Consider the following 26,729-nt stretch of genomic DNA (forward strand, 5'->3'; position numbering starts at 1 on the left):
TACAATTTATATAGGTGGTTATAATAGATGATACAAATGAAGAACGTCTATAAAAAATATCCGAACGGCATTGTAGCCCTTAACGGCATGAACGTTGAGATCAAACAAGGCGAGTTCGTATATATAGTAGGTCCGAGTGGTGCAGGAAAATCCACTTTCATCAAGATGATGTATCGTGAAGAGAGCCCGACATCAGGACAAATGTTAGTAAATGGCGTAGATCTTGCAAAAATTAAAAGAAAAAATGTACCATTGCTTCGCCGTCAAATCGGTGTTGTCTTCCAGGATTTTAAATTGCTGCCCAGATTGAATGTCTACGAAAACGTGGCATTTGCATTGGAAGTAATCGAGGAAAAACCTGAAGCTATCCGTAAACGCGTACTTGAAGTACTGGACCTTGTAGGTTTGAAACATAAAGCACGGATGTTCCCAAGGGAATTGTCAGGTGGAGAGCAACAGCGGATTTCAGTGGCACGCTCAATTGTCAACACCCCGAAAGTGGTTATTGCCGATGAGCCTACTGGTAACCTTGACCCTGAAACTTCATGGGATATCATGAACCTGTTCGAACGCATCAATGCGAGCGGGACAACAATTTTAATGGCGACACACAACCGGGAAATTGTTAATACAATGAGACACCGCGTCATCGCGATTGAAGGCGGGCTAATTGCCCGTGATGAAGTTGGAGGTGACTACGGATATGAAGGCTAGAACACTAACCCGCCATTTCCGTGAAAGCCTTAAGAGCCTTGGACGCAACGGCTGGATGACATTCGCATCCGTCAGTGCAGTAACTGTCACATTATTATTGGTAGGCGTTTTCGTCCTGATCATGATGAACTTGAATAAAGTAGCAGATGATCTCGAGAACGATGTTGAAATCAAATCTTTCGTTTCACTGGAAGCTGATGAAGCGCGTGTCACTGAAATGGAAAATGCGATATTGAGTATGTCCGGCGTTGAATCGGTCAACTACTCCACTAAAGAAGAAGAACTTTCTGATCTGGTTCTGGACTTCGGTGATGAGTTCAGCCTGTTTGAACAGAATAACCCATTACTCGATGTTTTTTATGTAAAAGCGACTGAGCCACAGCAAACTGAAAATGTGGCTAAAGAAATTTCACAGCTTGAAGGAATCGAAGAAGTGAAATATGGCGAAGGCAAAATCGAAAAGTTGTTCACATTCCTGAACACCGGCCGTAATGTTGGCCTCGTTTTAATCCTTGCCCTATTGTTTACCGCAATGTTCCTGATTTCAAACACAATCCGTATTACGATTGTGGCAAGACGGCACGAAATTGAAATCATGAAACTTGTGGGAGCAACAAACTGGTTCGTCCGAATTCCATTCATCCTTGAAGGAATGTGGCTTGGCTTGCTCGGTTCAATCCTGCCAATTGCATTGATTGTAACGCTTTACTATAACGTTACTGAGTTCGCGCAGCCTAAATTGAGCGGCGAAATGATCCAGTTGCTGGACTTTGCTCCATTCATTTACCAGGTAAGCGCATTGATCCTTCTAATGGGCGTATTCATCGGAATCTGGGGAAGTTTTATGTCAATCCGTAAATTCCTGCGTGTTTAGTATAGAAGGAAATTAAATATAAGAGTCGTAGAGAGAGAGAAAAGAGACAGATAGAAAAGAACGTAAAGCCGAAAGGGGAACACGAACTTGAACTCGAAGTCGAAATGGATGTTGTCTGTTGTTTCATTATTATTAGCGATTACGATGGTGACACCGTCAGTAAGCGCTAATGATTTGAGCGACCTGAAAAAGGAACAGCAGGAAGCTGAAAGAAAAAAGAGCGAATTAAATTCGAATATCAATGAAAAAGCGAATGCAATCAGCGAAAATCAATCTACACTTGAAAAAATCGTTGCACAAATCAACGAGCTGGAAAACAAGATTACTGAAACACAGGATAAAATCAATTCGGTTCAAGCTGAAATTGACCAAACGATCCTAGAAATTGATGAGTTAAAAGCATCAATCGAAGAATTGGAACGCAAAATTGCTGAACGTGAAGAATTGCTTAAGGAACGCGCACGCGCGATCCAATTAAGCGGCGGTTCAGTGGACTATATCGATGTATTGCTTGGAGCTAACAGCTTTGTTGATTTCATCGACCGTTTCTCAGCAGTAAATATGCTGATCGAAGCTGATCGTGATATCATGCGCGAGCAGGCGGAAGATAAAAAACTTCTTGCTGAACAACAAGCGGAAGTGGAAAAGAAACTGGCGGAGCAGGAAAATCGCCGTGCAGAGTTAGAAGAGCTAAAATCATCACTTGATAGCAAAAAGAAAGAACAGGCAGGCTTGAAAGCAGATTTGGAAGCAGAGCAGAAACGTCTTGCTAAAGAAAAATCCGCTTTGGAAAAAGAGCATGCTGAGGCGATTGGCGTAAGCAATGCCCTGGCGAAAAAAATCGCAGATGAACAGGCGCGCTTACAGGAAATAGCAAGAAAAGCCGAAGAAGAACGCAAACGCAAAGAAGCAGCTGAACGAGCGGCAGCCCAAAAAGAGGCGGCAAGCAAACAATCTTCAAGCTCATCTGTAACAACTTACAGTGCACCGGTTCAAAACAGCGGAGGCTTCATCCGCCCGGCGGCTGGCCGTTTAACGTCCAACTACGGCGGACGCAATATCGGAGCAGGGAATGAAAATCACCGTGGTGTTGACATCGCCAACAGTGCGGGAACTCCAATCGTTGCATCAGCAGCTGGATATGTATCATATGCCGGTGCAATGGGAACTTACGGCAATGTGGTCATGATTACGCATTCCATCAACGGACAAGCTTACACGACTGTTTATGCACATAACAGTTCGCTTAACGTATCTGTTGGACAGGCTGTATCACAAGGTCAGCGTATTGCTTCAATGGGCAGTACTGGCCGTTCGACTGGACCTCACTCACATTTTGAAATCCATATCGGATCTTGGAATGGTGCGCGTTCAAACGCTGTTAACCCTATGAATTATATCAACTGATCATTTTTTGACCGGCATCGTCACAGATGCCGGTTTTTTCATAGGAATTTATAGCTTTTTATCTTGGAGAGTAGCGGATATGCCTGGTTTTATCGTATGATTAAATGCGAATGGAGTGAAAACTTTATGAAAAAACTGTTGGGTTTATTACTTGTGGGTATTTTAATCACTGTGCTGGTAGTAGGCATTGTGAAGAAAAATGTCGAGGAGAGGCAGGCGACAGACCGTTTAAATGCAGGCAGTGTTGTTGAGTTTCTTCCAACAGAGGAAGGCCTGGCTGAAGGGGAGACCGCTCCCGATTTTGAATTGACCACTTTGGAAGGAGAAGCTGTAAGGCTTTCTGATTATAAAGGGAAAAAAGTGATATTGAATTTCTGGGCTACCTGGTGTCCGCCATGCCGAGCTGAAATGCCGGATATGCAGGCATATTATGAACAACAGGCAGATGAGGAAAATGTAGAAATCCTGGCTGTCAATCTGACGACTGCAGATAAAGGCATGGACAAGATCAATGCATTTGTTGATGAGTTCAATTTGACTTTCCCGATACCGATGGATACAGAGGGTGATATCGGTGAGCTCTATCAGGCGGCGAGCATACCCACTTCTTATATGATTGATACAGAAGGCAAGGTTCAGCAAAAGATTGTGGGACCGATGAATGAAGAAATGATGGAAGAATTTATTGCAGATATGGAATAGGAGGAAATTAAATTGACAAGCATTGAAACAAAGTCGGTTCACACCGCTCAAATGAAAGAACGGATCATCCAGCCAAAAGTAATGCCGGTTTACCAGACTTCCGCTTTCGCGTTTTCGACTCTGGAAGAATTGGAAGGCTATTATGAAGGGAATGGATCTTATCTTTATTCGAGAACAGCGAATCCGAATACGGATGCCCTCGGGTCGACTGTCGCGGAACTTGAAGGTGCACCAAAAGGAGTCGCTGCTTCTTCAGGTACATCAGCCATACTTGCCGGGATTCTGTCGGTTGTCAAAAGCGGAGATCATATTCTCGCTGCGGAGGATGTATATGGCGGAACCTTCCTTCTATTAAAAGAAGAACTCTCTTTAATGGGAATACAGGTCCATTTTGCGGATTTCGCGGATATAAGCGCGATTGAACAAATTCTCATCGATTATCCTGAAGTTAAATTGATTTTCAGTGAATCCATCACAAATCCTTTTTTACGAATTGAAGATATGGAAGTGCTTGATCAGTTGAAAAAGCATTATGGCCTTAAACTGATGATCGACAATACATTTGCTACTCCATACACATTGACTCCATATAAAGACGGCGCAGACCTTGTTGCCCATAGCGCGACGAAATATCTCGGCGGCCACAGTGATGTAACAGCTGGTGTATTGGTGGGGAACGCGGAACTTATTGCAATCGCCGAAAAGCGTATTGTCAATATGGGATTGAACCTGAGTCCATTTGAAGCATGGCTGACAATCCGGGGCATCAAAACATTGGCGCTGCGCATGAAGGCACAAACTGAAAATGCTCAGGCAATAGCAGATTTCCTGAATGAAAAAACGAAGGTCTGGTATCCGGGGAAAGGTGCGATCGTCAGCTTTGAAGTACCAGAATCAATCGATGTTCCGGTTTTCTTTTCATCACTGGGCTGGATAAAAATAGTACCGACGCTTGCGGGAGTTGAAACGACGGTTTCATATCCATACGGTACATCACACCGGGCTCTATCAGATGAAGAAAAAGCTAAAGTCGGCGTCACCCGCCGAATCGTCCGTCTTTCGGCAGGAATAGAAGGTGCAGAAGATATTCTGGAACAGCTGGCTGCTGCATTCAACTAGAAGCGATTTTCATGTTGTATCAGCACCGCTGCGGCTCCAACGTTTTGTCGGCTTTGCCGTAAAGCGCCGGCCGGAAAACCTTTGGCCGCTCTTGGCTCAAAAAGAAGTACAGGTTGCAGGGGTTCTTTGGTACAATGGAAGTTAACGTCAATAGCCGGTGAATGGATGGTGAACAAGGATGGTCATGGAAGCTTTATTGGATATCGGCAGATTTTTTGTCAATCCACTTTTATACATAGCACTGCTTGCAGCAATTTTACTTGGTTATTTCAGGGTCAAAAAAGAGAGGAAGCTGTTCCGTACCCGAATTGTTTGGGGTTGGAGGGAATTCGGCCATTTGATGAAAGACGGGATTCTATACGCCCTTATATTTTCAGTCCTGTTCTCGGCAATCGGGCTGACAGTTTCTTTGGAATGGCTCGTCGCTCTAAGTTTAGTAAGTGCCGCAGTCGTGATTTCGGGAATTTACTATCTGGCTTCATTTGTCTATCTGGCACTTGGCGCAATTGGCCTCGGCTGGCTGCTCGCCAATTATGGTTGGACGATTCCATTTGGGGTGTTCGATTTCAGCGGCTACGCGGTGGCATGGAATTGGCTGCTGCCCGTAGCTCTGATAACTGGAGCAATGGTTTTCCTGGAGGGACGGCTTGTGGTGCGTCGAGGCGAGGAAGCTTCTTCACCAAGGCTCCAGAAAACGTCGCGCGGTTTAACAGCTGTCTTTTATAAAGCAAAGCGTTTATGGTTGATCCCTTTGCTGCTGGTGGTGCCGGGTGATCTATTGGAAGCCTATCTGCCATATTGGCCGCAATTTACAATTGGCAGCACCGGTTTTTCGTTTATTTTATTCCCTGCTGTAATCGGTTTTCAAGGCAAAGCGCGCAGAACATTGCCGGCATATCTGTACCCTCAGCTCGGCACCCGGATCTGGATGCTCGGATTATTGATCATACTTCTGGCGTTGTTTTCCTATCTCTGGCAGCCGATGGCGCTTGCCGCATTGCTCGCGGGTGCAATTGGGCGCATGGTTCTTTCGATCATCGCCTTAATCAATGAAAATAAAGGAAACCACGCAGTCGCTCCGCAAACAACTGGAGTGATGATTGTAGATGTTCTCGCAGATTCGCCAGCAGAAAAAATGGGGCTGGTCCGCGGAGAAATAATCCGTAAAGTAAACGGCCTGACGGTTACGAACGAAGCGGAGCTTTATGAAGCAATCCAGGTCAACGCCGCTCATTGCCGACTGGAAGTACTGGACCATAATAAAGAAATGCGCCTCAGGCAGCATGTCATTTTCAGGCATGACCATTACCGCCTCGGTTTGATTGTAGTCTGATACGGAGGAGATGATTCCATGGATTCAATGATCACTAAATTTTTTCTATCTTTGCTGATTCCGGGTCTTCTCGTCATCCTGTTTACCCGCGTAACTTTCAACCACATTGTCGGCCTGGTCCTGACCGTAGCGCTTATCGCGGCCGCTGTCTATGCGGGCTATACAAATACATGGTTTCTCTATGCTGTAAACGCCGCTTCGCTCACCGCCGGATTCTGGTATGCCACAAATATGTACAAACGCAGCAAAAAAGCCGTCATTCATGAAGATGAATGACGGCTTTTCTATTTCAAATAAATAAACTGTAGACAGCCAGAACAGCGATTGACCCCAGAACAACAACCATGACGTTGGCTCCAAGCAATGCGATGCCAAACGCAGCGGCGGCTCCAATGACACCAAACCAGATGTTGTCCTGTATGAAAAAGATCGCGGGAAAAATAAGCGCTCCGAGAACAGCGAAAGGAATATTCCGTAATATATTTTGAAGAGAAGGGGGCAACTCACGCCCTTCCAGAAAAGTGAGCGGAATGGCCCGCGGAATATATGTAACGACGGCCATGCCGAGAATGGTCCACCAAATCCATGATCCCATTACGAACGACCTCCTTTCGAAGCTATCAATTCGATGATGACGGCGGAAGCTAGAGTGGAGACCAGAATTGCCCACCCTGTTGACAGCCAACCGGTAAAAAAGAAGAGCGAATTCAATGCAGCCGCAATGGCAGCGAGACTCACAACTTTACGATTGCCGCGCATGGATGGCACGAGCAGTCCAACGAACATGGCGTACAGCGCAATGGACATGGCAGCCTGCAGAAATTCCGGAAGATTAGCGCCGATCAGGTGGCCGAGCGCGGTAAAGACGATCCAGCTGCCGTATGAAACAGCGATGACCCCGGCGGCAAATGAAGTCCTGAGATTATCTTCTTTCTGGATTGCCAGAACAGAAAAAGATTCATCCGTAATACCGAATGCGTATAGCGCCTTCTTCCATCTTGCATCCGGCTGCATCTTTTCATTGAGCGAAGCCGTCATTAGAAAGTGGCGGATATTCACGATGAATGTGTTTATTATGATCACTGCAGGTGCAACTCCCGCTGTGATCAAAGACAAAGATATGTATTGGGCTGCACCAGCGAAGACAAATATGCTCATGGCTGTCGCTTCCATAAGCGAAAGGCCCGTAGTCTTGGCTAAAAGACCGAATGTCAATGCCACCGGAAAATAGCCGATTGCGATACTGACACCAGCTTTCACCCCCGCAGAAAATCCGCGATGTTCCATCTTCTTCTCTCCTTATCCAAAAGTATTTCTCTTTTCCAAACAAGGGCAAAGAGTGTAAAGTAGTTATAATAGCATATCACAAGAAAAGCGGAAGTGCCCGTTAAGCTCTGAAAGGTATAAGGCGAACCAGCGAAGTGGCGCTTTGTGCCACGCAGCTGGTATGACTTATATCCCGAAGAGCTGGGCGCTGGAGTCTGGACACAAGAAAAGCGGAAGTGAAGAGCCGGGCCGAAATTTTTCGGACCGCTCTTTGCGACGAAGCAGCGCAGCGATGCAGGAGCAGCATTCATGACCACTAAATTATGCAGCGCTTTTGCCATAACTGCCAAGGCCGAAGCGACCCGAAGAGCTGGGCGCTGGAGTCTGGACACAAGAAAAGCGGATTCTGGATCCGCTTTTGAAAAATTTTGTAAGCAGAAGGAATGAGCCTATGTCGGAATTCTTTTCACAGGAAAATATCACAGCGTTATATGAATCCTATCGCTCAATCGGGCCGTTCATCGGATTTTTGCTTCCTTTCATCGAAGCATTTCTACCGTTTCTTCCGCTTTTTGTATTTGTTTTCGCTAATGCCGGAGCGTATGGCCTGCTATTCGGCTTTTTAATATCCTTAGCCGGTTCTGTAGCGGGATCGTACAGCGTATTTTTAATTATCCGCAAGTATGGGCGAGCCAAATTTTTAAACTTTATGACTAAACACCAGAAAGTTGAAAGGTTGATTCATTGGGTGGAACGCAATGGTTTTGGCCCCTTATTCCTGCTGCTGTGTTTTCCATTCACACCATCGGCGCTCGTGAACCTGGTGGCCGGGTTATCCAATATCAGCAAACATTATTATTTATTGACTCTGATTGCGGGCAAGACGGTAATGGTTTTCATGATTACATATGTCGGATATGATATCCGCGCGCTGTTCAATAATCCAGTCAGGACAATTATCGTGATCATCGTCATCATCCTGCTTTATATAGTAGGGAAAATAATTGAAAAAAGGCTGAATAAGAAAGTTGAAGAGGATTTTCGCCAAGCGGCGAATAAAGACCGTTCGAAAGAAGACTAGTCCATAACGGCCGTGAAACTGGCTGATAAGCGCTGGTTATTGTAAAATAAGAACAAACGTTCTTAGAAGGAAGGGTGTTCAGATGTCATTAAGAATAATCTATGGACGTGCCGGTTCCGGAAAAACCTCTTATATACTGGATGAAATAGTGGAAACCCTAAAAAGGAGTGCGGACGGAGATCCGATTTTTTTCATTGTTCCCGATCAGATGTCCTTTTCAACCGAGTATCGCCTGTCATCTGCTGATGGCATGAAAGGGATGATCCGCGCGCAGGCAGTGACTTTCAAGCGCCTTGCCTGGCGGGTGCTTCAGGAAGCTGGGGGGATCAGCCGAAAAGAAGTGGACAGTTTCGGTTATCGTATGCTGATCCGCAGCCTGCTCGAAGAACATCGTGATGAATTCCAATTATTCCGCCGCGCTGCTGGAAAACGGGGTTTCACTGACCAAATTGAGCAGCTGATCAAAGAATTTTCAAGGTACTGTGTCGATTGCGGTGAATTGACGGAAATCCGCTCTACTTTGGCAGAAGCAGGTGCGCCGAGGACTTTACTGGATAAGGCTTCGGATCTTGAACTGATCCTGGCGGAAATAGAGAACCGATTGGGTACGGTTTTCGTTGACTCAGAAGGGCACCTGGCTTTATTGTCCGAAAAGATCCGTTTCTCTGAGCAGGTGAAGCGGTCTGATATCTATATTGACGGCTTCGTCACATTTACTGCGCGTGAATACGAAATCATCTTTGAGTTGATGAGACATGCCAAATCAGTGACGATTGCGCTGCCGATGGACGGAACGGCAAATGCCAATGATGAACAGGCATTGTTTTTCCAATCCGCAAATACGGCACGCAGGTTGGTCGATCAGGCAAAAAAAGAGGGCCTTCAAGTTGAGAATGCGGTGCATCTGCCATCGCCTCAGCGATTTACCAACTCGGAATTGGCGCACCTTGAACGACATTTTGATGATTATCCGCTTCAAAAATTGAAGACAAAAGGACATGTCAATCTGATCGAAGCCGCCAACCGGAGAGCTGAAGTGCATGCGATGGCACGCTCGATAAGGGAACAGATCAGAGGAGGCATGCGGTATAAAGATATTGCTGTTCTGTACCGGCAGCCTGAGGTTTACGATGAATTGATAAATACCATTTTCCCGCAATACGAATTGCCCTATTTCATCAGCCAAAAAAAATCCATGCTTCACCATCCGTTGATTGAATTCTGTCGTTCAGTACTTGAAGCTGTGCAATCGAATTATTCCTATGAGCCGGTTTTTCGCGCGATCAAAACCGATCTTTTCTTTCCTCAGGGAAGTGTGGGGAAATGGCGGGAGCGCAGCGACGTCCTAGAGAATTTTGTTATTGCCAATGGAATATATGGAGAACGCTGGTTTGATGAAAAGCGCTGGTTCTATAAAAAATACCGGGGACTGGAATTTCATACCGGAGTCCAGACCGATGAAGAATTGGCGCTTCAGATGGAACTTCACGCGGTAAGGGATTTGGTCCGTGAGCCGCTTTCTGTGCTGAAAGAACAATTGGAAAGTTGTTCAACCGGAAGGGAAATAGCGGAAGCCCTCTTTGTGTTTGTAGAAGACATGGGCGTCTATGATAAAATCCTCGACTTGAAAGAGCGGGAAGAGTCAGAGCACAAATTATTGGCCGCGGCTGAACATGAACAGGCATGGAAACAATGGATCGGAGTTCTGGATCAGTTCGTGCTGATGTTCGGCGACAAGGAACTTGAACTCGGATCTGCTGTAAGGATCCTTGATGAAGGGTTTGAGACACTGGAGTTTTCACGGATTCCGCCTTCACTGGATGAAATTACAGTTTCAACGATTGATTTGGCGAGACTGATGGATATCAAGTCGGTTTTTGTCATTGGCGTGAACGATGGTGTTTTGCCGAAACGAATCGAACAGGAAGGTTTGCTGACAGACACGGACCGCGAGTGGTTTGCGAAAATCGGTTTTGAACTCGCACCCAGCACTAAAACAAGGCTATTGGATGAGACATTCATGGCTTACCGCGCCTTCACATCGGCTTCTGACTTTTTGACGGTTTCATACCCGATTGCTGATGAAGAAGGGAAAGCGCTTTTGCCTTCAATGTATATCCAGAAGTTCATTGATATGCTTGGCGTGGAACTGACACCTGCAGTAGCGGATCCGGAGGAACTTAAGCAAGCTGATCATTTAAGCTATATTTCGCATCCCCGAGCCACATTGGCGTATTTGTCTTCACAGATTCGAAGCGGTTCCCTGACGCCTGAATGGCAGGCAGTGCTTTCTTATTATAAGGAAGATCCGTTCTGGTCCTCAGTGGTTGAGCGGATTATGGAACCGGCGAAACCGAATATAGCCGATCAGCTTCGGGATGAAATTGCTGAACCATTATATGGTACGCCTATTTCTTCAAGCGTATCGCGTGTAGAAACTTTTTATGGCTGTCCTTATGCGCATTTTGCCGCGTATGGTCTGCGCCTCGAAGAGCGGAGCCAATATAAATTGGCGCCGCCGGCAATGGGGGACCTGTTCCATGCGGCCATCAAATGGATTTCGGATGAAGTCAACAGGCTTGACGTTTCCTGGTCTTCATTAAGCAATAAAGACTGCCGTGAATTGGCGAAACAGGCGATGGATCAATTATCGCCTTATTTCGTCAACCATATTCTGATAAGTTCACACCGTTATCGGTACATTCAGCATAAGCTGGAGGCGATTATCCGCCAGACAGCTTTCATGTTGAGCAAACACGCGAAAGTCACCGGCTTTACGCCAGTGGCATTAGAGGTCGGATTTGGCACGAAAGAGACGATTCCGCCATTGGATATTCCGCTGAGAAGAGGAAGGAAAATGAACATCCGCGGAAGAATCGACCGCATCGATTCGACGGATATCAACGGCAAACCGTATATCCGTGTAGTCGATTATAAATCATCCAAACACGGACTGGATCTTGGTGAAGTTTATCACGGCATCGCTTTGCAGACATTTACTTATCTGGATGTTGCTTTGACACATTCCGACCGCTGGTTGGGTGAGCAGGCAGAACCGGCGGGAGTGCTGTATTTCCACATGCACAATCCGATGCTGAAATCGACGAAGCTGATGACGGCTGAAGAAGTGGAGGAAGAAATGGCGAAGTCGTTCAAAATGAATGGGCTGGTCGTTGAAGATGAAGAAGTGATCAAAGCGATGGACAATGAAATCGATGGCTATTCGAACATCATTCCGGTGCGGATGAATAAAAACGGCAGCATTTCAAAATCCCAGTCGCGGACAGTAAGTAAAGATGATATGGAAGTCATCCGCCGATTCGTGCGGAGCAAACACCAGGATGCGGGCAACGGAATATTGGACGGCGTCACTTCCATTACACCATATAAGGTGAAAGATGATACGCCATGCCAATTCTGTTCTTACCGGTCGATTTGCCAATTTGACCCATCAGACCCGGAACAGACATACCGCAAACTGCCGTCTTTATCATCCGATAAGGCTGTTGAATTGATTCGAAAGGAGACTGGCGACCATGATTCCGACAAAACCGAATGATGCCACCTGGACCGATGAACAATGGCAGGCAATCTGGGCAAAAGGGCAGGATATGCTGGTCTCAGCAGCTGCCGGCTCTGGCAAAACGGCGGTTCTGATCAACCGCATGATTGAAAAGGTGCTGGATGAGAACGAGCCGATTTCAGTCGATGAACTGCTGGTTGTCACGTTCACCAATGCCTCAGCAGCTGAAATGCGCCACCGAATGTCGAAGGCGCTGGAAAAAGCGGTGACTGAAAATCCGGAATCGAAACATTTAAGGCAGCAGCTGCGCCTTATTAATAAAGCACAGATTTCCACGCTGCATTCTTTCTGCCTCTCGGTAGTGAAACAATACGCCTATCTTCTTGAAATAGATCCCGGGTTCCGGATTGCCGGGGATACAGAGGCGGCGCTGCTGCGTGACGATGTGCTCGAAGCTGTTCTTGAAGCAGCTTACGAAGGTGAAAATGCGGAGGCAGTTTACCGCCTGGCCGACAGTTTTACATCAGACCGCAGCGACCAGGCGATGGAAGTGCTGGTCAGTAAGCTGTATGACTATTCACGCGTTCATCCCAATCCTGAATATTGGCTGCAGCAAGTTCCCGCGCTCTACGATGTGCCAGATAAAGCGGTAATCGACGAGCTGCCGTTTATCGGTGATCTGAAAATGACGATCCGCCATGCCTTTGAAGAGGCGCTGCAACTGACAAGAGATGGAATTGATATTGCTCAGCAGCCGGATGGACCGGCAATCCTGGCCGATACTTTTGAAATGGATTCGGAATTGATTAAGTCGGCAATTGCCGCCTTGGACCGCTCCTGGAACGATATTTATGAATTTTCACAGCGCATCATCTGGCAAAAAGCAGGGAGCATCAAGAAGGATTCATGCGACCCTGTCCTGGCGGATGAAGCAAAAGCGCTGCGCAATGAAGTGAAGAAGATAGTTAAAGGCATAACGGATGCTTATTTTATCCGCAAGCCGTCCAGGTTATTGGACGAAATGCGCGAAATGGCCCCGTTGATGCAAACATTGGTGGATTTGACGAACCGTTTCGCTGAGCAATATAAAGCCCTGAAAGTGGACCGCGCCATTGTGGATTTTTCAGATTTGGAGCATTATGCGCTCGAAATTCTAAGTGAAGATGGAGAACCCTCTCCTATCGCAAAAGAATACCGAAGCCGGTTCAAAGAAATACTGGTGGATGAATATCAGGATACGAACATGCTGCAGGAAACGATATTGGGTCTGGTGAAATCAGGCGGCGAACAAGACGGCAACCTTTTTATGGTAGGGGACGTAAAGCAGTCAATCTACAGATTCAGACTGGCTGAACCGATGCTGTTTCTGGGAAAATACGGCCGTTTCACCAAAGAAGCGCAAGGGACAGGCATGAGCATCGACCTCAATGCCAATTTCCGCAGCCGAAAAGAGATCCTGGATGGCACCAATTATATTTTTTCTCAGATAATGGGGGAACGGGTCGGTGAGATCGAATATGACGAAGCCGCCGCTTTAAAACATAAAGCACCTTATCCCGACAATGAAACACCGATTGAACTGGCGTTGATCCATGAACCCGAAATGGAGGAAGAACAGGCTGAAGAATCGGAAGATCTGGCGAAATCCCAATGGGAAGCAAGATACATCGCCGCGAAGATCCGTGAATTGATGGAGCGTGAAACATATGTGCACGACCCGTGGACCAATGAAAAACGGCCACTGGAATATCGTGACATTGTAGTGCTTATGCGTTCAATGACGTGGTCGGGTGATTTTGACGATGAATTCAAAATGGCGGGGATTCCTTTGTATACAGAATTGGCAGGCGGTTATTTCGATGCCCTGGAAGTGATGATCATGATGAACACACTTCGGGTCATCGACAATCCGTATCAGGATGTGCCGCTTGTTTCAGTATTGCGAGCACCGTTTATCGGCCTGCGCGAAAATGAGCTTGCTGAAATACGACTGGCTGCTCCACAGGCGACTTTCTATGATGCCGTCAAATCGTTCATCCGGAGCGGCACCGGCAGCGACAGGGAAGCTGCTGAAAAATTGCAGCGCTTCATGCTGCAACTGGAAGACTGGCGGAATCTCGCCCGCCGAGGCTCACTGGCGGAATTGATCTGGCAGGTGTATCTTGATACCAATTATTACGAGATGGTCGGCTCCATGTCGAACGGCAAGCAGCGGCAGGCGAATCTGCGGGCACTTCACGACAGGGCTTTGGAATATGAGAAAACATCATTCCGTGGCTTATTCCGCTTCCTGCGTTTCATCGACCGGATGCGTGAACGCGGTGATGATCTTGGAACTGCCAGATCGCTCAGTGAAAAAGAGAATGTGGTCCGGCTGATGACCGTCCATAAGTCGAAAGGGCTTGAATTCCCTGTAGTCTTTTTTGCGGGCACTGGAAGGTCTTTCAATGAAATGGACTTCCGCAAATCCTATATGTTTGACCAGGACTATGGTTTAGCCGTCAAAGCGGTCAATCCCGAGACTCGTGTGGAATATACATCGTTGCCGTTTCTTGCCGTGAAAGAAAGAAAGCAATTGCAGATGAAAGCGGAAGAAATGAGAGTTTTATATGTAGCGATGACCCGTGCTAAAGAGCGGCTGTTCCTGACAGCTTCCGTGAAAGATCCCGAATCTCTTTTCGAACGCTGGAAATCGGCGTCACCTGATGTCAGACTGCCGGATTTCGTCCGTTCGCGGGCCAAAGGCTATCTGGATTGGATCGGTCCGGCAATAGCTCGGCATCCGGATGCCGAAGGATTGATGAACCGATCCGGAATCCTCTTGCCGCACCATTCGAAATTTCAGGTCGAACTTGTCGAGAGCCAATCGCTTCTGCCGGCGCCGCTAGTATTTGAGGAGCTGTCGCCGTTGCAGGGCGAGCTGCAGGACCTGGAAACTGAAATCAGAAACAGATTCGATTTTCGCTATCCGCATCAGCAATCAGTAGAAAAACGTTCCAAACAATCAGTGTCGGAGATGAAACGTCTGCAGATGCTGCAGCGTCTTGATGAGCCAGAATCATTTATTCAAAGCATCGGTCCTTCCAAGCGTACTCTGCATGACCGTCCTGATTTTCTGCAGGAAAAACGTCTTGCCGCATCCGATATCGGGACAGCTGTCCACTCGCTGATGCAGCATATTCCGCTGGATAAAAAGTTGTCCGCTGCAGAAATAACCGCACAGATTGAAACGCTCGTCGGCATGGAAATTCTGTCACGTGAAGAAGGAAGAGCTATAAGGGTGCGGGAAATTGCAGCGTTTTACTCAAGTGATACAGCCCGCAGGTTAATGGAGGCGAAACAAATTAAAAGGGAAGTCCCCTTTACCTATGCGAAGGAAGACGAAGAAGGCGATTATCAGATCATCCAAGGGATTGTCGATTGCCTTTTCGAAGAGGAAGACGGCTGGGTGCTGCTGGATTACAAGACGGACCGGCTCTATCAGATTGAAGACGTCCAGTCGGAAATGTCAGCCCGTTATGAAGTTCAATTGACGGTTTATACTGAAGCTGTTGAAGCGATTTTAAAAGTACCGATCAAAGAAAAACTGCTGTATCTGTTTTCGGCGGAAAAAGAGGTAAGAATTTAGGGGGATTTTTGTGAGATTACAACCTGTGGCTCTGGATGAACGGGTGGAAGCGATTGATTTGATGAGAGGATTCGCCTTGCTGGGCATTCTTCTTATCAATATGCTGGCTTTTCATTCACCGCTTTATTATATAGACCCGTATACATGGTTTGACGCTCCTGGGGATACAGCGACATTTTCTTTTCTTGATGTATTCGTCCAGGCCAGTTTCTATCCGTTATTCGCTATGCTTTTTGGATACGGATTGGGCATGCAATTTTTAAGGGCGGAGGAAAGGAACAGATCATTTGCGCCAATGGCGGTAAAACGGCTGTCAGTGCTGCTGATTTTCGGTATTCTGCACGCATTTCTCATTTGGTATGGGGATATTCTGATCACATACGCAATCATGGGGTTCCTGCTGATCGGCATGATCCGGCTTGAGTCAAAATGGCTGCTGTCGCTTGGCGTCATCATATATGTGATTCCCCAGACTTTATTGCTTGTCATGATGTTTGCGGCGGTAGCGCTGGATTCGAGCTTTTATGTCGGCATCCAGCAAGTGCAGAACTCGATTGCCGCTTACGGAGGAGGTACGTTCGCCGAAATTTTCCGGCAGCGTTTTGATGACTGGATGTATGGCAATAATCCGTTGAATTACATCATCTTGATTGTTACGATTCTGCCCCTTACGATGATTGGCGCAGCTGCAGCCAAATGGCGGCTGATCGAACGCACGAAAGAATTGAAGAAATTATGGATTGCGCTTATGGCGACAGGATTGATTGCAGGTTTGCTGCTGAAACTGACTCCGTATATTTTTGGACCGAATATCGCGCTGACTTTCTTACAGGAAATTTTCGGTGGACCGCTGCTTGCGGTAAGCTATGCAGCGATCATAGCGCTCCTTGCACAAAGTGACGGAACTCGGAAGATGCTCCGGCCATTGACTAAAGTGGGCCGGATGTCGATGACAACATATATCATGCAATCACTTATCGCTACGACAATCTTCTACTCATATGGATTAGGTCTATACGGACAGGTCAGCCTTCTGACCGGGACCTTGATGGCATTCGGCATCTTTGCATTGCAATTGATTTTTGCCGAAATCTGGCTGACCAAATTCAGCCAGGGACCGCTGGAAATTTTCTGGCGAAAGGTGACGTATGGATTAAATTTCGAAAAAAGCAACAAATCGAATAATTAATGTGTATAATTAATGGAACCAAAGAAAAGGAGTGTTTATTAAATGAAGCTGTTATCATTTCGCTATGAAGGAAAAGAAGCATTCGGACCAAAAGTGAAAAAAGAAGAAGCCGTTTGGGATGTCTTAAAAATCCAGAATGAACTTGGTGTTCTTCCGTCTTTTCCGGCACAGCTGATTGAAGGATTATCACAGGGAGTGGAATTTGTTGAGCAAATCCGCAAGTTGGCGGATGCAGCAGCCCAAACGGAGAATCCCGCTGATTTCAAACACTCTTTTTCGGATATCGAATGGCTGGCACCCGTGCCGCGCACACCTAAAAATGTACTGTGCGTAGGCAGAAATTATTCTGAACATGCCAAAGAGATGGGCGGTGAGGCGCCTGTTGATCTGGTCGTCTTTACGAAATCCCCTGCAGCTATTGCTGCTGACCATGAAACTGTGCCAGTCCATAGCGGCTTAACGGATTCCTATGATTATGAAGGAGAGCTTGCTGTTATAATTGGAAAAGGCGGCAGTTCCATCCCGAAACAGATGGCTTACGACCATGTCTTCGGATATACGATTGCAAACGATATGACAGCGCGCGATCTTCAATCGAAACATCAACAGTATTTCCTGGGCAAAAGCCTGGTTAAATCCTGTCCGATGGGACCTTATATTGTAACGAAAGACGAAATACCGCAATCGCAGAATCTGTCGATTGTCACTAAAGTCAATGAAGAAATACGCCAGAATGGCAATACGAAAGATATGATCCGCAGAGTGGATGACCTTATTTCGGAGATTTCAAAATACACGCCGCTTGAACCGGGTGATGTCATCTTGACTGGGACGCCGGCTGGTGTCGGAAAAGGCTTCAATCCCCCGAAATTCCTGAAAGCCGGAGATACAGTGAAGATTTCAATTGAATCAATCGGGACACTCGTCACAAATTTGTCATAGCACCTCCTTGCTGCCGGCAGTGAAAATTATGGTAGACTATAGGAGAACTATATCAAAAGAGGTGACGAATTGGACTTTTTAACTGAAACTACACATCTTCACATCACGACTTGGGTCATTGCTATTCTGCTTTTCGTAATAGCTGCATTCATGGCCCCTGAAAGCAAAGGACGCAAAATTATCCACATGATTCTGCGCTTGTTCTATATTTTGGTCATCATTACCGGGTTGGCGTTATTCATAGCACACTCATCTTTTGATGCCATGCAATATGGACTGAAATTCCTGTTCGGCCTATTGACCATCGGTATGATGGAAATGGTGCTGGTACGCGGCAAAAAAGGGAAATCCGTGACTATGTTCTGGATCCTGTTTGCTGTATTCCTGGCAGTAACCATGTTCTACGGCTTTAAATTACCGATCGGCTTTAATTTCTTAGCTTAATAAAAAAGACGGATGCCCACGTGGCATCCTTTTTTTATGGGGAAATTTTCTTCAGCATTCACAGTTTAGACGAAACTGTTGAACCGCACAGCGAATTCATTCATCTTTAAATAGCAGGGGGGACGGTAGTTTGTTAAAATAGACCGAGTGGCATGCAATAAACCCTCATTGAAGGAGGACATAGGATTGAAAGCGAAATGGATTTCCGGTATCTTGAGCATGATGCTGTTGCTGGGCTTAGCAGTTCCCGCGTCGGCAGATGAAACAAGACAAATAGAAGATGAAAGCATATACGATGTACTGGTTGATCGGTACTTCAATAAGCAGCTCGCAAATGATTTTGAGGTTAATGCGACAGATCCTTCCGCATTCAACGGTGGAGATTTTGCGGGGCTGTCGAGTGAGATTCTCCATATTAATGATATGGGCTTTACCGTCCTGTCGATAGGATCGGTGTTTGCTTCAGCTACATACGACGGTAAAGAAGTGATCGATTACAGCCAATTTGAAAGACATTTTGGAACTGAAGAAGACTTTGTGGATCTTTTGGAAACTGTCCATGAAAATGAAATGAAACTGATGATCGACATTCCTACTCAACAACTCAGCAGCCAGCATTTCTGGTTAAAAGACAACCCGGAATGGTTTATTGAAAATGAAGATGGGACTTATGCGTTGGATACAGCTAACCCTGATGTGCAAGACGCCTTGATAGAAGTTGTCAGCGGCTTTATTCAGCAATATGAAATTGATGGATTGAGGCTGCAGGAGACAGAGAAATTGGATACAGGCTTTATTACCCGTTTTTCAGAGGAAATTAAATCAGTGCGTGATATTTATCTGATCGGCGATGCTGAAATGGAGCCGGTAGAGGGTCTTGATGCGGTTGTTTTGCCTGGCGTCGAGGAAACTTTACGCAATAGTTATAAAAACTTTGACCAGGATACATCCGGGTTGCCGGAGTTGATGGAAAATGCTGAAGGGAAATTGATTCAGGCCGATTCACTGCGGGGATCACGCATTACTTCTGATATTGTGGAAGCACAGGGGTTCCCGCCGACCCGCATGCGTTTATTGTTCACTCAATTATTGACGATGCCGGGAATTCCAGTTGTCCAATATGGTTCAGAGATTGCGATGAACGGAAAAAGCTTGCCGGAATCCCATCAATTGCTGAACATGGCGGTTGACAAGGAATTGATTGACCACATCAAAAACTTGAATTCGCTGCGCAACTCGTCGGAGGCTTTGCGGACCGGCGAGCTGGAAGTCATTCACGAAGAAGACGGATGGCTCATCTATAAAAGATCGAACGATGAAGAAACATGGATCATTGCCATCAATAATTCCTCGAGCACAAGAAACTTCACGATTTCGGCAGATGAAATCGGCAGTGACAAACAGCTGCAGGGATTGTTCGAAAACGATATTGTCCGCCAGGAAGCGAATGGCGATTATAAAATCACACTGGACCGTGAAATCGCCGAAACTTTCCACGTCATCGACGAACGCGGGTTCAACAAAGCTTATATTGCGGCATTGATTGTTCTCTATGTCGTATTTATGATTTTCCTATGGGTGGTCTGGAAAAAAGGCCGCCAGCGAAGAGCGGATGAAGCAGCTAAAACTGCGAATGAAAAGCAAGGCGAAAATTAAATAAGTTATAGAAAAACGGCACAGAAAGAAAACTTCTGTGCCGTTTTTGTTATTAATGATTGGAAAGTATAACTTTTTAAGGATGAAAATTTCTTGGTAAAGGTGTTTCTGTGTCCAGACTCCGGCGATCCAGCTCTTCGAGTCATAAGCCAGCCCAGCTGCCGTGGCAAAGGACGCCACTCTGCTGTTCTGTCTTATGCTTTTCAGAGCTAAGCGGATGCCGTCGCTTTTCCTACTTTTTATCCGCTTTATAACCAGCCATGTTCACAGGATCTTTTGGTGATGAGTAAGGTGGGGCATAGCAGAGTTCAAGCGCTTGAAGATCATCGACGGTCAGCCCTGCATACATCGCTGTCGCAATGACATCTATCCGCTTATCCACGCCTTTCGTCCCCAGACACTGGGCACCGAAGATTTCCCTGGTATTCGGGTCGTAATGGATTTTCAATTTCAATTTGCCATGGTCAGGATAATAACCGGCATTTGAATTGCCGTTATGGATGAGACTCACGGATGGAATTTCAAGTTCGCGCAATTTATTTTCGTTCAAACCGGTCATCGCAGCTGTTAAGCTGAAGATTTTAACGATTGAGGTGCCAAGCAGCCCTTTTTTGGGAATGGATTCACCGTTTATATGCTTAGCGGCGATATAGGCCTGGCGATGTGCGGGCCAGGCAAGAGGCACGCGTTTCGGTTCACCGGTAACCATATCGAAATTCTCGGACGCGTCCCCGATTGCGTAGATTGAGGGGTCATCAGTCTGCATATAATCATTGGTTACGATTCCGCCAGTTTTTCCGATTTCCAGTCCAGCATCTTTAGCCAGACCGACGTTGGGCGCGAGACCGACACTCATGATGATGAAATCCGTTTCAAGGACATCCCCATTTGACAGGGTTTGCGAACGTCCATTTATTTCTGTGATATAAGCATTGGTCTGCAGATGGATTTCATTCAATAATAATTCCTTTTCAATTTCCCGGGAAATGTCTTCATCAAGGATTGACATGACGTAGTCTGATTTGTGGACCAGATGAACATCGATGCCAAGCTCCTTGAGATTTTCCGCCATCTCGAGGCCAATAAAACCCCCGCCTGAAATGGTGCAGCTTTGCGGATTATTCGAGCGGATATACTCTTTGATGGAGAGCATGTCGTTATAGCTCCGCAGAGTGAAGATATTTGCTGTTTCGCTGCCTTTCACTTGCGGCAAAATTGCCGTTCCGCCAGGTGCGAGTATCAATTTATCGTAACTCTCCTGGAACTCTTCGCCCGTCTCCAAATTTTTTACATGAATACTTTTATCGTCGCGGTCGATCGCCGTCACTTCGTGCTTCAAGTGGACATCGATATTGCGTTTTTCATGGAATTGCTCAGGATTGGCCATTAATAAGGATTCTTCGTCTTCAATGACTTCGCCAATTGCATAAGGTGTTCCGCATGCAGCATAGGACATGACTGAATCCCGGTCGAAAACTTTAATGGTTGCTTCCTTATTATAAAAGCGCAGTTGGCCTGCCGCTGTGGCGCCTCCGCCAACTGCTCCGACGATCAGGATCTTTTCCATCCAACAGCACCCCTTTAGGAATTTAATTTATTCTGGAAGAATACCGCAAGAGTACCCGGTCCTGTATGGGCTGCGATAACTGAACCGATCATATAAACTTCCACATTTTTCGGGTGGAATTGTTCTTCAATCGCTTCTTTCATCAAGTGGGCGAATTCTTCGTCATCACCGTGGCTGATCGAAATGATTTGTTTTTCAAGCTGCTCGCCGCGTTCTTCCATTAATTCCACGATGCGTTTAACGACTTTTTTTCGGCCGCGCAATTTTTCAATCGGCACTAATTTCCCGTTTTCGACGTGGAGCAATGGCTTGATATTCAATAGTCCGCCGACAAACGCACTACCTTTTGAAATACGGCCGCCTTTAGCCATATAATCAAGGTCTTCAACTGTGAACAGAGATTCTGTGTGATCCGCCATAAAACGGATCCGTTCAATGATCTCTTTTAGAGGATGTCCCTGTGAACGGAGTTTTACCGCTTCTTTGACCAGCATTCCATAGCCAAGGGAGGCCAGTTTCGAATCAAGTACGGTGAGCTTCAAGTCCGGATATTCTTCACGAACTTGTTCCGATGCCATCATTGCTGTCCCATAAGTGCCTGATAACTCGGAAGAAAAGGCGATATAAAATCCTTCCTCACCATCTTTCGCTAATTGTTCGAAGGCGTTAAGCATTTCGTCCGGTGATACCTGTGAAGTTTTTGGCCGTATATCATTGCGGATGGCGTCATAAACCTTCAGCGAATGGATGGTCCGGATATCTTCGAACTCCTCATTGCCGATATGCACACGCAACGGAAACAATTCCACGTTTTCCTTTTCAAAAAACTCTTTAGGTAAATCTGATGCGCTGTCTGCGAATAATCTCATTCCAATCCCCCATTCCTTATTTTAAATTCAAGCGGTCAATCAATAATTCTGCTATTCCATCTTCATTATTGCTCAAAGTGATTTCATTGGCTATATTTTTTAATGGCGAAATGGCATTCCCCATGGCTACGCCGACTCCTGCGAAGTCGATCATTTCCAAGTCATTGTCTTCATCGCCGAAAGCAATTATATTTTCTTTTGAAATGCCGAGTGATTTAGAAACCTGATCAAGACCGACCGCTTTGCTGAGACCGCTTTTTACGATTTCGATTACATGCCACGGAGCACCCCATCTTCTATGGTCAATAACTTCGGCATGCACTTGATTCAGGTGGTCATGGATCTCGCCGACTCTTTCATATGGCGCATGGATCAGCATGGAAGTTGGGTCGACTTTCAAGTAATTACGTAAATCACCTGTCGTGATATAAGGATTTCCGAATCTGAAGATATCCATCAGCTTCTCATCGTGATGATGTACATAAACGTCATCCAGAACTTCAGCTACGATATTATGGAAATTAAAATCATGCATCGACTCCACAACTTCGTGGACGGTTTCCAAACCGATCGGAGTATGGAATCTGCCCCAGCTGTTGTCGGTCGGATGATGAACAAACGCGCCGTTGAAATTGACGATAGGAGTTTTCAATCTTAATTCTTTATAATAAGGTTCACTGGAACGATAAGGCCGGCCGGTTGCAATCATTACTTGATGGCCCTGCTCCATCGCTTTTGCCAATGTTTTTTTCGTTTTTTCGGAAATGACTTTTTGGTCTGTCAATAAAGTTCCGTCCAGGTCGAGAACGATCAAATGCTGTTTCATGTAAAACGGCTCCTTTCTATATATATACAGTTTAGCGATAATTAGAAGGGTTAGTCAAAAAATCTTGAGTTCAGAGCATTCAATTAATTGCTTTTATGATACTTATCATTATGAAATATGAGATGAATATTGGTAGGATTAGAAGAAAAGGGGGTAAGCAGCAAGTGAAAATCATTAAAGAAATTTGGGAAGGCATTCCGCTGCTGCATGTCGCTCCGGACGATGCTGCAGACAAGGAGCTTCCGATGGTCATATTTTTACATGGCCATATGAGTGCAAAGGAACATAATCTGCATTATGCTTACCAGCTGGCGGACAAAGGGATCCGTGTTTTATTGCCTGATGCACATCTTCACGGAGAAAGAGAAGAAGACCAGGATGCGATTCAATTGAGTCTCAGATTTTGGGAAATCGTCCTTACTTCTATCGAAGAAGTTGGAAAAATACATAAACTGGCAAAAGAAAAGCATCTGGTGAAAGGCGAACCTGCTATAGGGGGCACTTCCATGGGAGGGATCACAACTCTCGGTGCATTGACCGTCTATCCATGGATACCAGCGGCAGCCATTATGATGGGAGCCGCAAATTATGTCGAGCTGGCAAATGCACAGATGACCCAATTTGAATCAAGAGGTTTCACTTTGCCGATAACTGAAGAAGAACGCGCTAATATGCTTAAAACACTGGGACAGTTCGATGGCACAAAAAAAATGGACTCTTTCAACAAGCGGCCGTTGTTTTTCTGGCACGGCGAGCAGGACATCATCGTTCCATTCGGACCGACTTATGATTTCTATAAGAAGTTACAAAATTCATACGGGGAAGCTCAAGACAGGCTGCAATTCCTGCGTGAAAAAGAAACTGGCCACGCCGTAAGCCGTCCAGGGATGCTTGCCGCGACAGAATGGCTGGCAGAGCATTTGGGGAAATAAGCGTGTCAATTTGATTCTGCTTGGAAATTTGTTAAGATGGAGTTAATAGGAAAAGGAGGGATCGTCATGGATCAAGAGATGAAGGACAGCATGATGGGAGCACTCGAAACAGTAATCGACCCGGAACTGGGTGTTGATATCGTAAACTTGGGCCTTGTATATGATGTCGAGTTATCTGAAGACGGATTTGCAGTGGTTACAATGACTTTAACTTCAATGGGTTGTCCAATGGGACCTCAAATCGTTCAAATGGTCAAACAAGCTTTGTATGAGTTGCCGGAAGTGGAAGAAGTCGATGTAAAAATCGTCTGGCAGCCGGTATGGGGCAAAGAGCATATGTCAAGATACGCAAAAATGGCGCTTGGCGTCAGATAAGCAGTACAGATACCTTTTCGGAATGTTGATTCCGGAAAGGTTTTTTTTATGGATGCTTATAGTTGCGCAATGAGAATAAATTTCCTATAATTAAATTAGTCAAAGAAGGTCAAAGAATTTGGAGGGGATTATAATGGTTCAATTTGCAGCAAATAATGAAGAGCAAAAATCGCCTTTGGAGCAATATGGACGCAATATGGTTGAGCAGGCACAATCCGGCAAAGCGGATCCGGTCATTGGCCGTGATGAAGAGATTCGCAATGTCATCCGCATCCTGTCACGTAAAACCAAGAACAACCCGGTGCTGATCGGTGAACCCGGAGTCGGTAAAACAGCTATCGTTGAAGGGCTGGCACAGCGGATTGTCCGCAATGACGTCCCTGAAGGCCTTAAAGACCGCATCATTTATGAACTTGATATGAGTGCGTTGATCGCGGGGGCTAAATATCGCGGGGAGTTTGAAGAGCGGTTGAAAGCGGTATTGAAACAAGTCAAGGACAGTGAAGGACAGATTATCCTGTTCATCGATGAAATCCATACAATCGTCGGAGCCGGTAAAACGGAAGGCGCGATGGATGCCGGCAATATGCTGAAGCCGATGCTGGCGCGCGGAGAATTATACTGCATCGGCGCCACGACGCTTGATGAATACCGGATGCACATTGAAAAGGATCCGGCGCTTGAAAGACGCTTCCAGCAAGTTTTGGTCCGTGAACCGTCGGTCGAAGACACGGTTTCGATTTTACGCGGTCTGAAAGAACGTTTTGAATTGCATCATGCGGTGCGCATCCATGACCGGGCGATTGTTGCCGCGGCAGCTATGTCCGATCGCTATATCACCGAGCGTTTCCTGCCGGACAAAGCAATTGATTTGATAGATGAAGCTTGTGCCATGATCCGGACGGAAATCGATTCGATGCCGCAGGAGCTCGACCAGGTGACGCGTCGGCTGATGCAGCTGGAAATCGAGGAACAGGCCTTGATGAAAGAGAAAGATGCAGCCAGCAAAACCCGTCTCGAAACTCTGCGTGGAGAAATCAAGGAATTGAAGGATTCTTCATCCGGCATGAAAAATCAGTGGAATGAAGAAAAAGAATCCTTGAAGAAAATCCAGGAAAAAAGAGAGCAGCTCGACCAATTGCGCCGTAAACTGGAAGAAGCCGAAAACAATTATGATTTGAATGCGGCAGCAGTTCTTCGGCATGGGCAGATTCCGGAACTTGAAAAAGAATTGGCCGTCATGGAAGCCGATTTGGCTGCAGGTGGAGCTGAAAGGCTCCTGCGTGAAGAAGTGACGGAAGAAGAAATCGCCGGCATCGTTGCCCGGTGGACAGGCATCCCGGTAACAAAACTCGTGGAAGGGGAACGCGAGAAATTGCTGCGGCTAGATGAAACGCTTAAAGAAAGAGTCATTGGCCAAGATAAGGCTGTCGAACTTGTGACTGAAGCGGTTTGGCGTGCACGCGCTGGGATAAAAGATGAAAGAAAGCCGATTGGTTCATTCATTTTCCTGGGTCCGACAGGAGTCGGTAAAACTGAACTTGCCAAATCCCTGGCGGCGAATCTCTTCGACTCGGAAGATCATTTCATCCGCATCGATATGTCGGAATATATGGAGAAACACAGTGTATCCCGTTTGGTCGGAGCTCCTCCGGGTTATATCGGCTATGAGGAAGGCGGCCAATTGACGGAAGCGGTGAGAAGAAATCCGTATTCGGTTGTTTTGCTGGATGAAATTGAAAAAGCGCATCCGGATGTCGCGAATATCCTGCTCCAGATTTTGGATGACGGACGTATTACAGACAGTCAGGGCAGACTGGTAAACTTTTCTAATACAGTCGTAATAATGACGTCAAACATCGGATCGTCCCATATCCAGGCAAAAGACACTGAGCATGATATAGAAGATATCGTAATGGCTGAATTGCGCAAGCATTTCAAACCGGAGCTGTTGAACAGAATTGACGATATCGTCATTTTCCATGCACTGGACAACCGCCACTTCTATCATATTGCCAAGAAGATGATCAATGAACTGGCTGATCGTTTGCAGCAGCAGGAAATCACATTGGAAACGGATGATTCGGTCATCAATTATGTACTGGAAGCAGGAACCGATCCTCTATTCGGTGCAAGACCGCTGAAACGTTTCATCCAGCGTGAGATCGAAACGAAAATAGCAAGGGAATTGATCAAAGGCGAAGTTGTGCCGAATACGACAATGTATTTGGAGATGGGCGAAGACAATCAACTGAAAATCACAAAAAAAGAAGCGTAGGCCA

Annotated in this window: 23 protein-coding genes; 18 read left to right on the forward strand and 5 right to left on the reverse strand. The window is 46.1% G+C overall.

What is annotated here, in order from left to right:
• The first annotated feature begins 27 nt into the window (after nt 1-27).
• The 7 genes from ftsE (at nt 28) to CXF70_RS13600 (ending at nt 6,425) form a co-directional block, all read left to right on the forward strand.
• On the forward strand, nt 28-714 hold the full coding sequence (gene ftsE / locus CXF70_RS13570) for a cell division ATP-binding protein FtsE (protein WP_084244664.1): 687 nt from the start codon (nt 28-30) through the stop codon (nt 712-714).
• A complete protein-coding gene (ftsX, locus tag CXF70_RS13575; RefSeq protein WP_084244666.1) occupies nt 704-1,588 on the forward strand; it encodes a permease-like cell division protein FtsX in 885 nt (294 codons plus the stop codon). Before ftsE ends, ftsX begins: the two co-directional genes overlap by 11 nt.
• Before the next feature lie 87 nt (nt 1,589-1,675).
• Nucleotides 1,676-2,995, forward strand: coding sequence for a murein hydrolase activator EnvC family protein (locus CXF70_RS13580; protein WP_101803123.1), 1,320 nt, complete (start codon nt 1,676-1,678; stop codon nt 2,993-2,995).
• A 126-nt stretch (nt 2,996-3,121) separates the two neighbouring features.
• A complete protein-coding gene (locus CXF70_RS13585) occupies nt 3,122-3,697 on the forward strand; it encodes a redoxin domain-containing protein (RefSeq protein WP_101803124.1) in 576 nt (191 codons plus the stop codon).
• Nucleotides 3,698-3,709: 12 nt separating this feature from the next.
• Nucleotides 3,710-4,816, forward strand: a complete 1,107-nt coding sequence (locus tag CXF70_RS13590; protein ID WP_101803125.1) for a trans-sulfuration enzyme family protein — start codon at nt 3,710-3,712, stop codon at nt 4,814-4,816.
• A 178-nt stretch (nt 4,817-4,994) separates the two neighbouring features.
• The gene (locus tag CXF70_RS13595; protein ID WP_233208643.1) at nt 4,995-6,149 is read left to right on the forward strand and encodes a PDZ domain-containing protein; all 1,155 of its coding nucleotides are present in this window, start codon (nt 4,995-4,997) and stop codon (nt 6,147-6,149) included.
• Between the two features lie 18 nt (nt 6,150-6,167).
• A complete protein-coding gene (locus tag CXF70_RS13600; protein ID WP_101803126.1) occupies nt 6,168-6,425 on the forward strand; it encodes a CsbA family protein in 258 nt (85 codons plus the stop codon).
• Nucleotides 6,426-6,438: 13 nt separating this feature from the next.
• Here CXF70_RS13600 and CXF70_RS13605 read toward each other — a convergent pair whose 3' ends face one another.
• Nucleotides 6,439-6,744 carry an AzlD domain-containing protein gene (locus CXF70_RS13605; RefSeq protein ID WP_084244676.1) on the reverse strand — a complete coding sequence of 102 codons (306 nt, stop codon included), beginning with the start codon at nt 6,742-6,744 and terminating at the stop codon, nt 6,439-6,441.
• Entirely contained in the window at nt 6,744-7,436 is a 693-nt protein-coding gene (locus CXF70_RS13610; RefSeq protein ID WP_101803127.1) for an AzlC family ABC transporter permease, read from the reverse strand. The genes CXF70_RS13605 and CXF70_RS13610 overlap by 1 nt, the downstream gene beginning before the upstream one ends.
• A 288-nt stretch (nt 7,437-7,724) precedes the next feature.
• On the opposite strand from CXF70_RS13610, the gene CXF70_RS18245 reads away from it, so the two are divergent.
• The 8 genes from CXF70_RS18245 to CXF70_RS13645 all read left to right on the forward strand — a co-directional run bounded on the left by CXF70_RS18245 (nt 7,725) and on the right by CXF70_RS13645 (nt 19,878).
• Nucleotides 7,725-7,862: a hypothetical protein gene (locus CXF70_RS18245; protein WP_158241201.1), complete on the forward strand. Its 138-nt coding sequence runs from the start codon at nt 7,725-7,727 to the stop codon at nt 7,860-7,862.
• A gap of 4 nt (nt 7,863-7,866) precedes the next feature.
• The gene (locus CXF70_RS13615; protein ID WP_101803128.1) at nt 7,867-8,496 is read left to right on the forward strand and encodes a TVP38/TMEM64 family protein; all 630 of its coding nucleotides are present in this window, start codon (nt 7,867-7,869) and stop codon (nt 8,494-8,496) included.
• Nucleotides 8,497-8,578: 82 nt separating this feature from the next.
• The gene (gene addB, locus CXF70_RS13620) at nt 8,579-12,055 is read left to right on the forward strand and encodes a helicase-exonuclease AddAB subunit AddB (protein WP_101803129.1); all 3,477 of its coding nucleotides are present in this window, start codon (nt 8,579-8,581) and stop codon (nt 12,053-12,055) included.
• Nucleotides 12,033-15,647 (forward strand): helicase-exonuclease AddAB subunit AddA, encoded by a 3,615-nt coding sequence (gene addA / locus CXF70_RS13625; protein WP_101803130.1) that lies wholly within the window; start codon nt 12,033-12,035, stop codon nt 15,645-15,647. The genes addB and addA overlap by 23 nt, the downstream gene beginning before the upstream one ends.
• A 10-nt stretch (nt 15,648-15,657) precedes the next feature.
• Nucleotides 15,658-16,836: a DUF418 domain-containing protein gene (locus CXF70_RS13630; RefSeq protein ID WP_101803131.1), complete on the forward strand. Its 1,179-nt coding sequence runs from the start codon at nt 15,658-15,660 to the stop codon at nt 16,834-16,836.
• A 42-nt stretch (nt 16,837-16,878) separates the two neighbouring features.
• Nucleotides 16,879-17,778: a fumarylacetoacetate hydrolase family protein gene (locus tag CXF70_RS13635; RefSeq protein WP_101803132.1), complete on the forward strand. Its 900-nt coding sequence runs from the start codon at nt 16,879-16,881 to the stop codon at nt 17,776-17,778.
• Nucleotides 17,779-17,847: 69 nt separating this feature from the next.
• On the forward strand, nt 17,848-18,222 hold the full coding sequence (locus CXF70_RS13640) for a YisL family protein (RefSeq protein WP_101803133.1): 375 nt from the start codon (nt 17,848-17,850) through the stop codon (nt 18,220-18,222).
• 186 nt (nt 18,223-18,408) lie between these two features.
• Nucleotides 18,409-19,878 (forward strand): alpha-amylase family glycosyl hydrolase, encoded by a 1,470-nt coding sequence (locus CXF70_RS13645; protein WP_101803134.1) that lies wholly within the window; start codon nt 18,409-18,411, stop codon nt 19,876-19,878.
• Nucleotides 19,879-20,110: 232 nt separating this feature from the next.
• Here the strand turns inward: CXF70_RS13645 and CXF70_RS13650 are convergent, their stop codons facing one another.
• Genes CXF70_RS13650 through CXF70_RS13660 form a run of 3 tightly spaced genes read right to left on the reverse strand, consistent with a single transcriptional unit; the run spans nt 20,111 to nt 23,140 of the window.
• Nucleotides 20,111-21,445 (reverse strand): CoA-disulfide reductase, encoded by a 1,335-nt coding sequence (locus CXF70_RS13650; RefSeq protein WP_101803135.1) that lies wholly within the window; start codon nt 21,443-21,445, stop codon nt 20,111-20,113.
• Between the two features lie 14 nt (nt 21,446-21,459).
• Complete coding sequence (locus CXF70_RS13655; RefSeq protein WP_101803136.1) at nt 21,460-22,314, reverse strand: DegV family protein; 855 nt, start codon at nt 22,312-22,314, stop codon at nt 21,460-21,462.
• Between the two features lie 16 nt (nt 22,315-22,330).
• Nucleotides 22,331-23,140 (reverse strand): Cof-type HAD-IIB family hydrolase, encoded by an 810-nt coding sequence (locus tag CXF70_RS13660; protein WP_101803137.1) that lies wholly within the window; start codon nt 23,138-23,140, stop codon nt 22,331-22,333.
• 164 nt (nt 23,141-23,304) lie between these two features.
• Here CXF70_RS13660 and CXF70_RS13665 point away from each other — a divergent pair, with 164 nt between their 5' ends.
• The 3 genes from CXF70_RS13665 to CXF70_RS13675 all read left to right on the forward strand — a co-directional run bounded on the left by CXF70_RS13665 (nt 23,305) and on the right by CXF70_RS13675 (nt 26,725).
• Complete coding sequence (locus CXF70_RS13665) at nt 23,305-24,072, forward strand: prolyl oligopeptidase family serine peptidase (RefSeq protein WP_101803138.1); 768 nt, start codon at nt 23,305-23,307, stop codon at nt 24,070-24,072.
• Between the two features lie 66 nt (nt 24,073-24,138).
• On the forward strand, nt 24,139-24,447 hold the full coding sequence (locus CXF70_RS13670) for a metal-sulfur cluster assembly factor (RefSeq protein ID WP_033540921.1): 309 nt from the start codon (nt 24,139-24,141) through the stop codon (nt 24,445-24,447).
• Nucleotides 24,448-24,580: 133 nt separating this feature from the next.
• Nucleotides 24,581-26,725, forward strand: coding sequence for an ATP-dependent Clp protease ATP-binding subunit (locus CXF70_RS13675; protein WP_101803139.1), 2,145 nt, complete (start codon nt 24,581-24,583; stop codon nt 26,723-26,725).
• Nucleotides 26,726-26,729: the final 4 nt, after the last annotated feature.

The organism is Planomicrobium sp. MB-3u-38, from assembly GCF_002836425.1.
Taxonomy (GTDB): Bacteria; Bacillota; Bacilli; order Bacillales_A; family Planococcaceae; genus Planococcus; species Planococcus okeanokoites.

Bases quoted from the DNA above. Each gene is read 5' to 3' on its own strand.
- addA (WP_101803130.1), top strand. From the start codon at position 12,033: ATGATTCCGACAAAACCGAATGATGCCACCTGGACCGATGAACAATGG.
- ftsE (WP_084244664.1), top strand. From the start codon at position 28: ATGATACAAATGAAGAACGTCTATAAAAAATATCCGAACGGCATTGTA.
- CXF70_RS13675 (WP_101803139.1), top strand. From the start codon at position 24,581: ATGGTTCAATTTGCAGCAAATAATGAAGAGCAAAAATCGCCTTTGGAG.
- CXF70_RS13595 (WP_233208643.1), top strand. From the start codon at position 4,995: ATGGTCATGGAAGCTTTATTGGATATCGGCAGATTTTTTGTCAATCCA.
- ftsX (WP_084244666.1), top strand. From the start codon at position 704: ATGAAGGCTAGAACACTAACCCGCCATTTCCGTGAAAGCCTTAAGAGC.
- CXF70_RS13655 (WP_101803136.1), bottom strand. From the start codon at position 22,314: ATGAGATTATTCGCAGACAGCGCATCAGATTTACCTAAAGAGTTTTTT.
- CXF70_RS13650 (WP_101803135.1), bottom strand. From the start codon at position 21,445: ATGGAAAAGATCCTGATCGTCGGAGCAGTTGGCGGAGGCGCCACAGCG.
- CXF70_RS13670 (WP_033540921.1), top strand. From the start codon at position 24,139: ATGGATCAAGAGATGAAGGACAGCATGATGGGAGCACTCGAAACAGTA.
- CXF70_RS13660 (WP_101803137.1), bottom strand. From the start codon at position 23,140: ATGAAACAGCATTTGATCGTTCTCGACCTGGACGGAACTTTATTGACA.
- CXF70_RS18245 (WP_158241201.1), top strand. From the start codon at position 7,725: ATGACCACTAAATTATGCAGCGCTTTTGCCATAACTGCCAAGGCCGAA.
- CXF70_RS13585 (WP_101803124.1), top strand. From the start codon at position 3,122: ATGAAAAAACTGTTGGGTTTATTACTTGTGGGTATTTTAATCACTGTG.
- addB (WP_101803129.1), top strand. From the start codon at position 8,579: ATGTCATTAAGAATAATCTATGGACGTGCCGGTTCCGGAAAAACCTCT.
- CXF70_RS13635 (WP_101803132.1), top strand. From the start codon at position 16,879: ATGAAGCTGTTATCATTTCGCTATGAAGGAAAAGAAGCATTCGGACCA.
- CXF70_RS13610 (WP_101803127.1), bottom strand. From the start codon at position 7,436: ATGGAACATCGCGGATTTTCTGCGGGGGTGAAAGCTGGTGTCAGTATC.
- CXF70_RS13600 (WP_101803126.1), top strand. From the start codon at position 6,168: ATGGATTCAATGATCACTAAATTTTTTCTATCTTTGCTGATTCCGGGT.
- CXF70_RS13615 (WP_101803128.1), top strand. From the start codon at position 7,867: ATGTCGGAATTCTTTTCACAGGAAAATATCACAGCGTTATATGAATCC.
- CXF70_RS13605 (WP_084244676.1), bottom strand. From the start codon at position 6,744: ATGGGATCATGGATTTGGTGGACCATTCTCGGCATGGCCGTCGTTACA.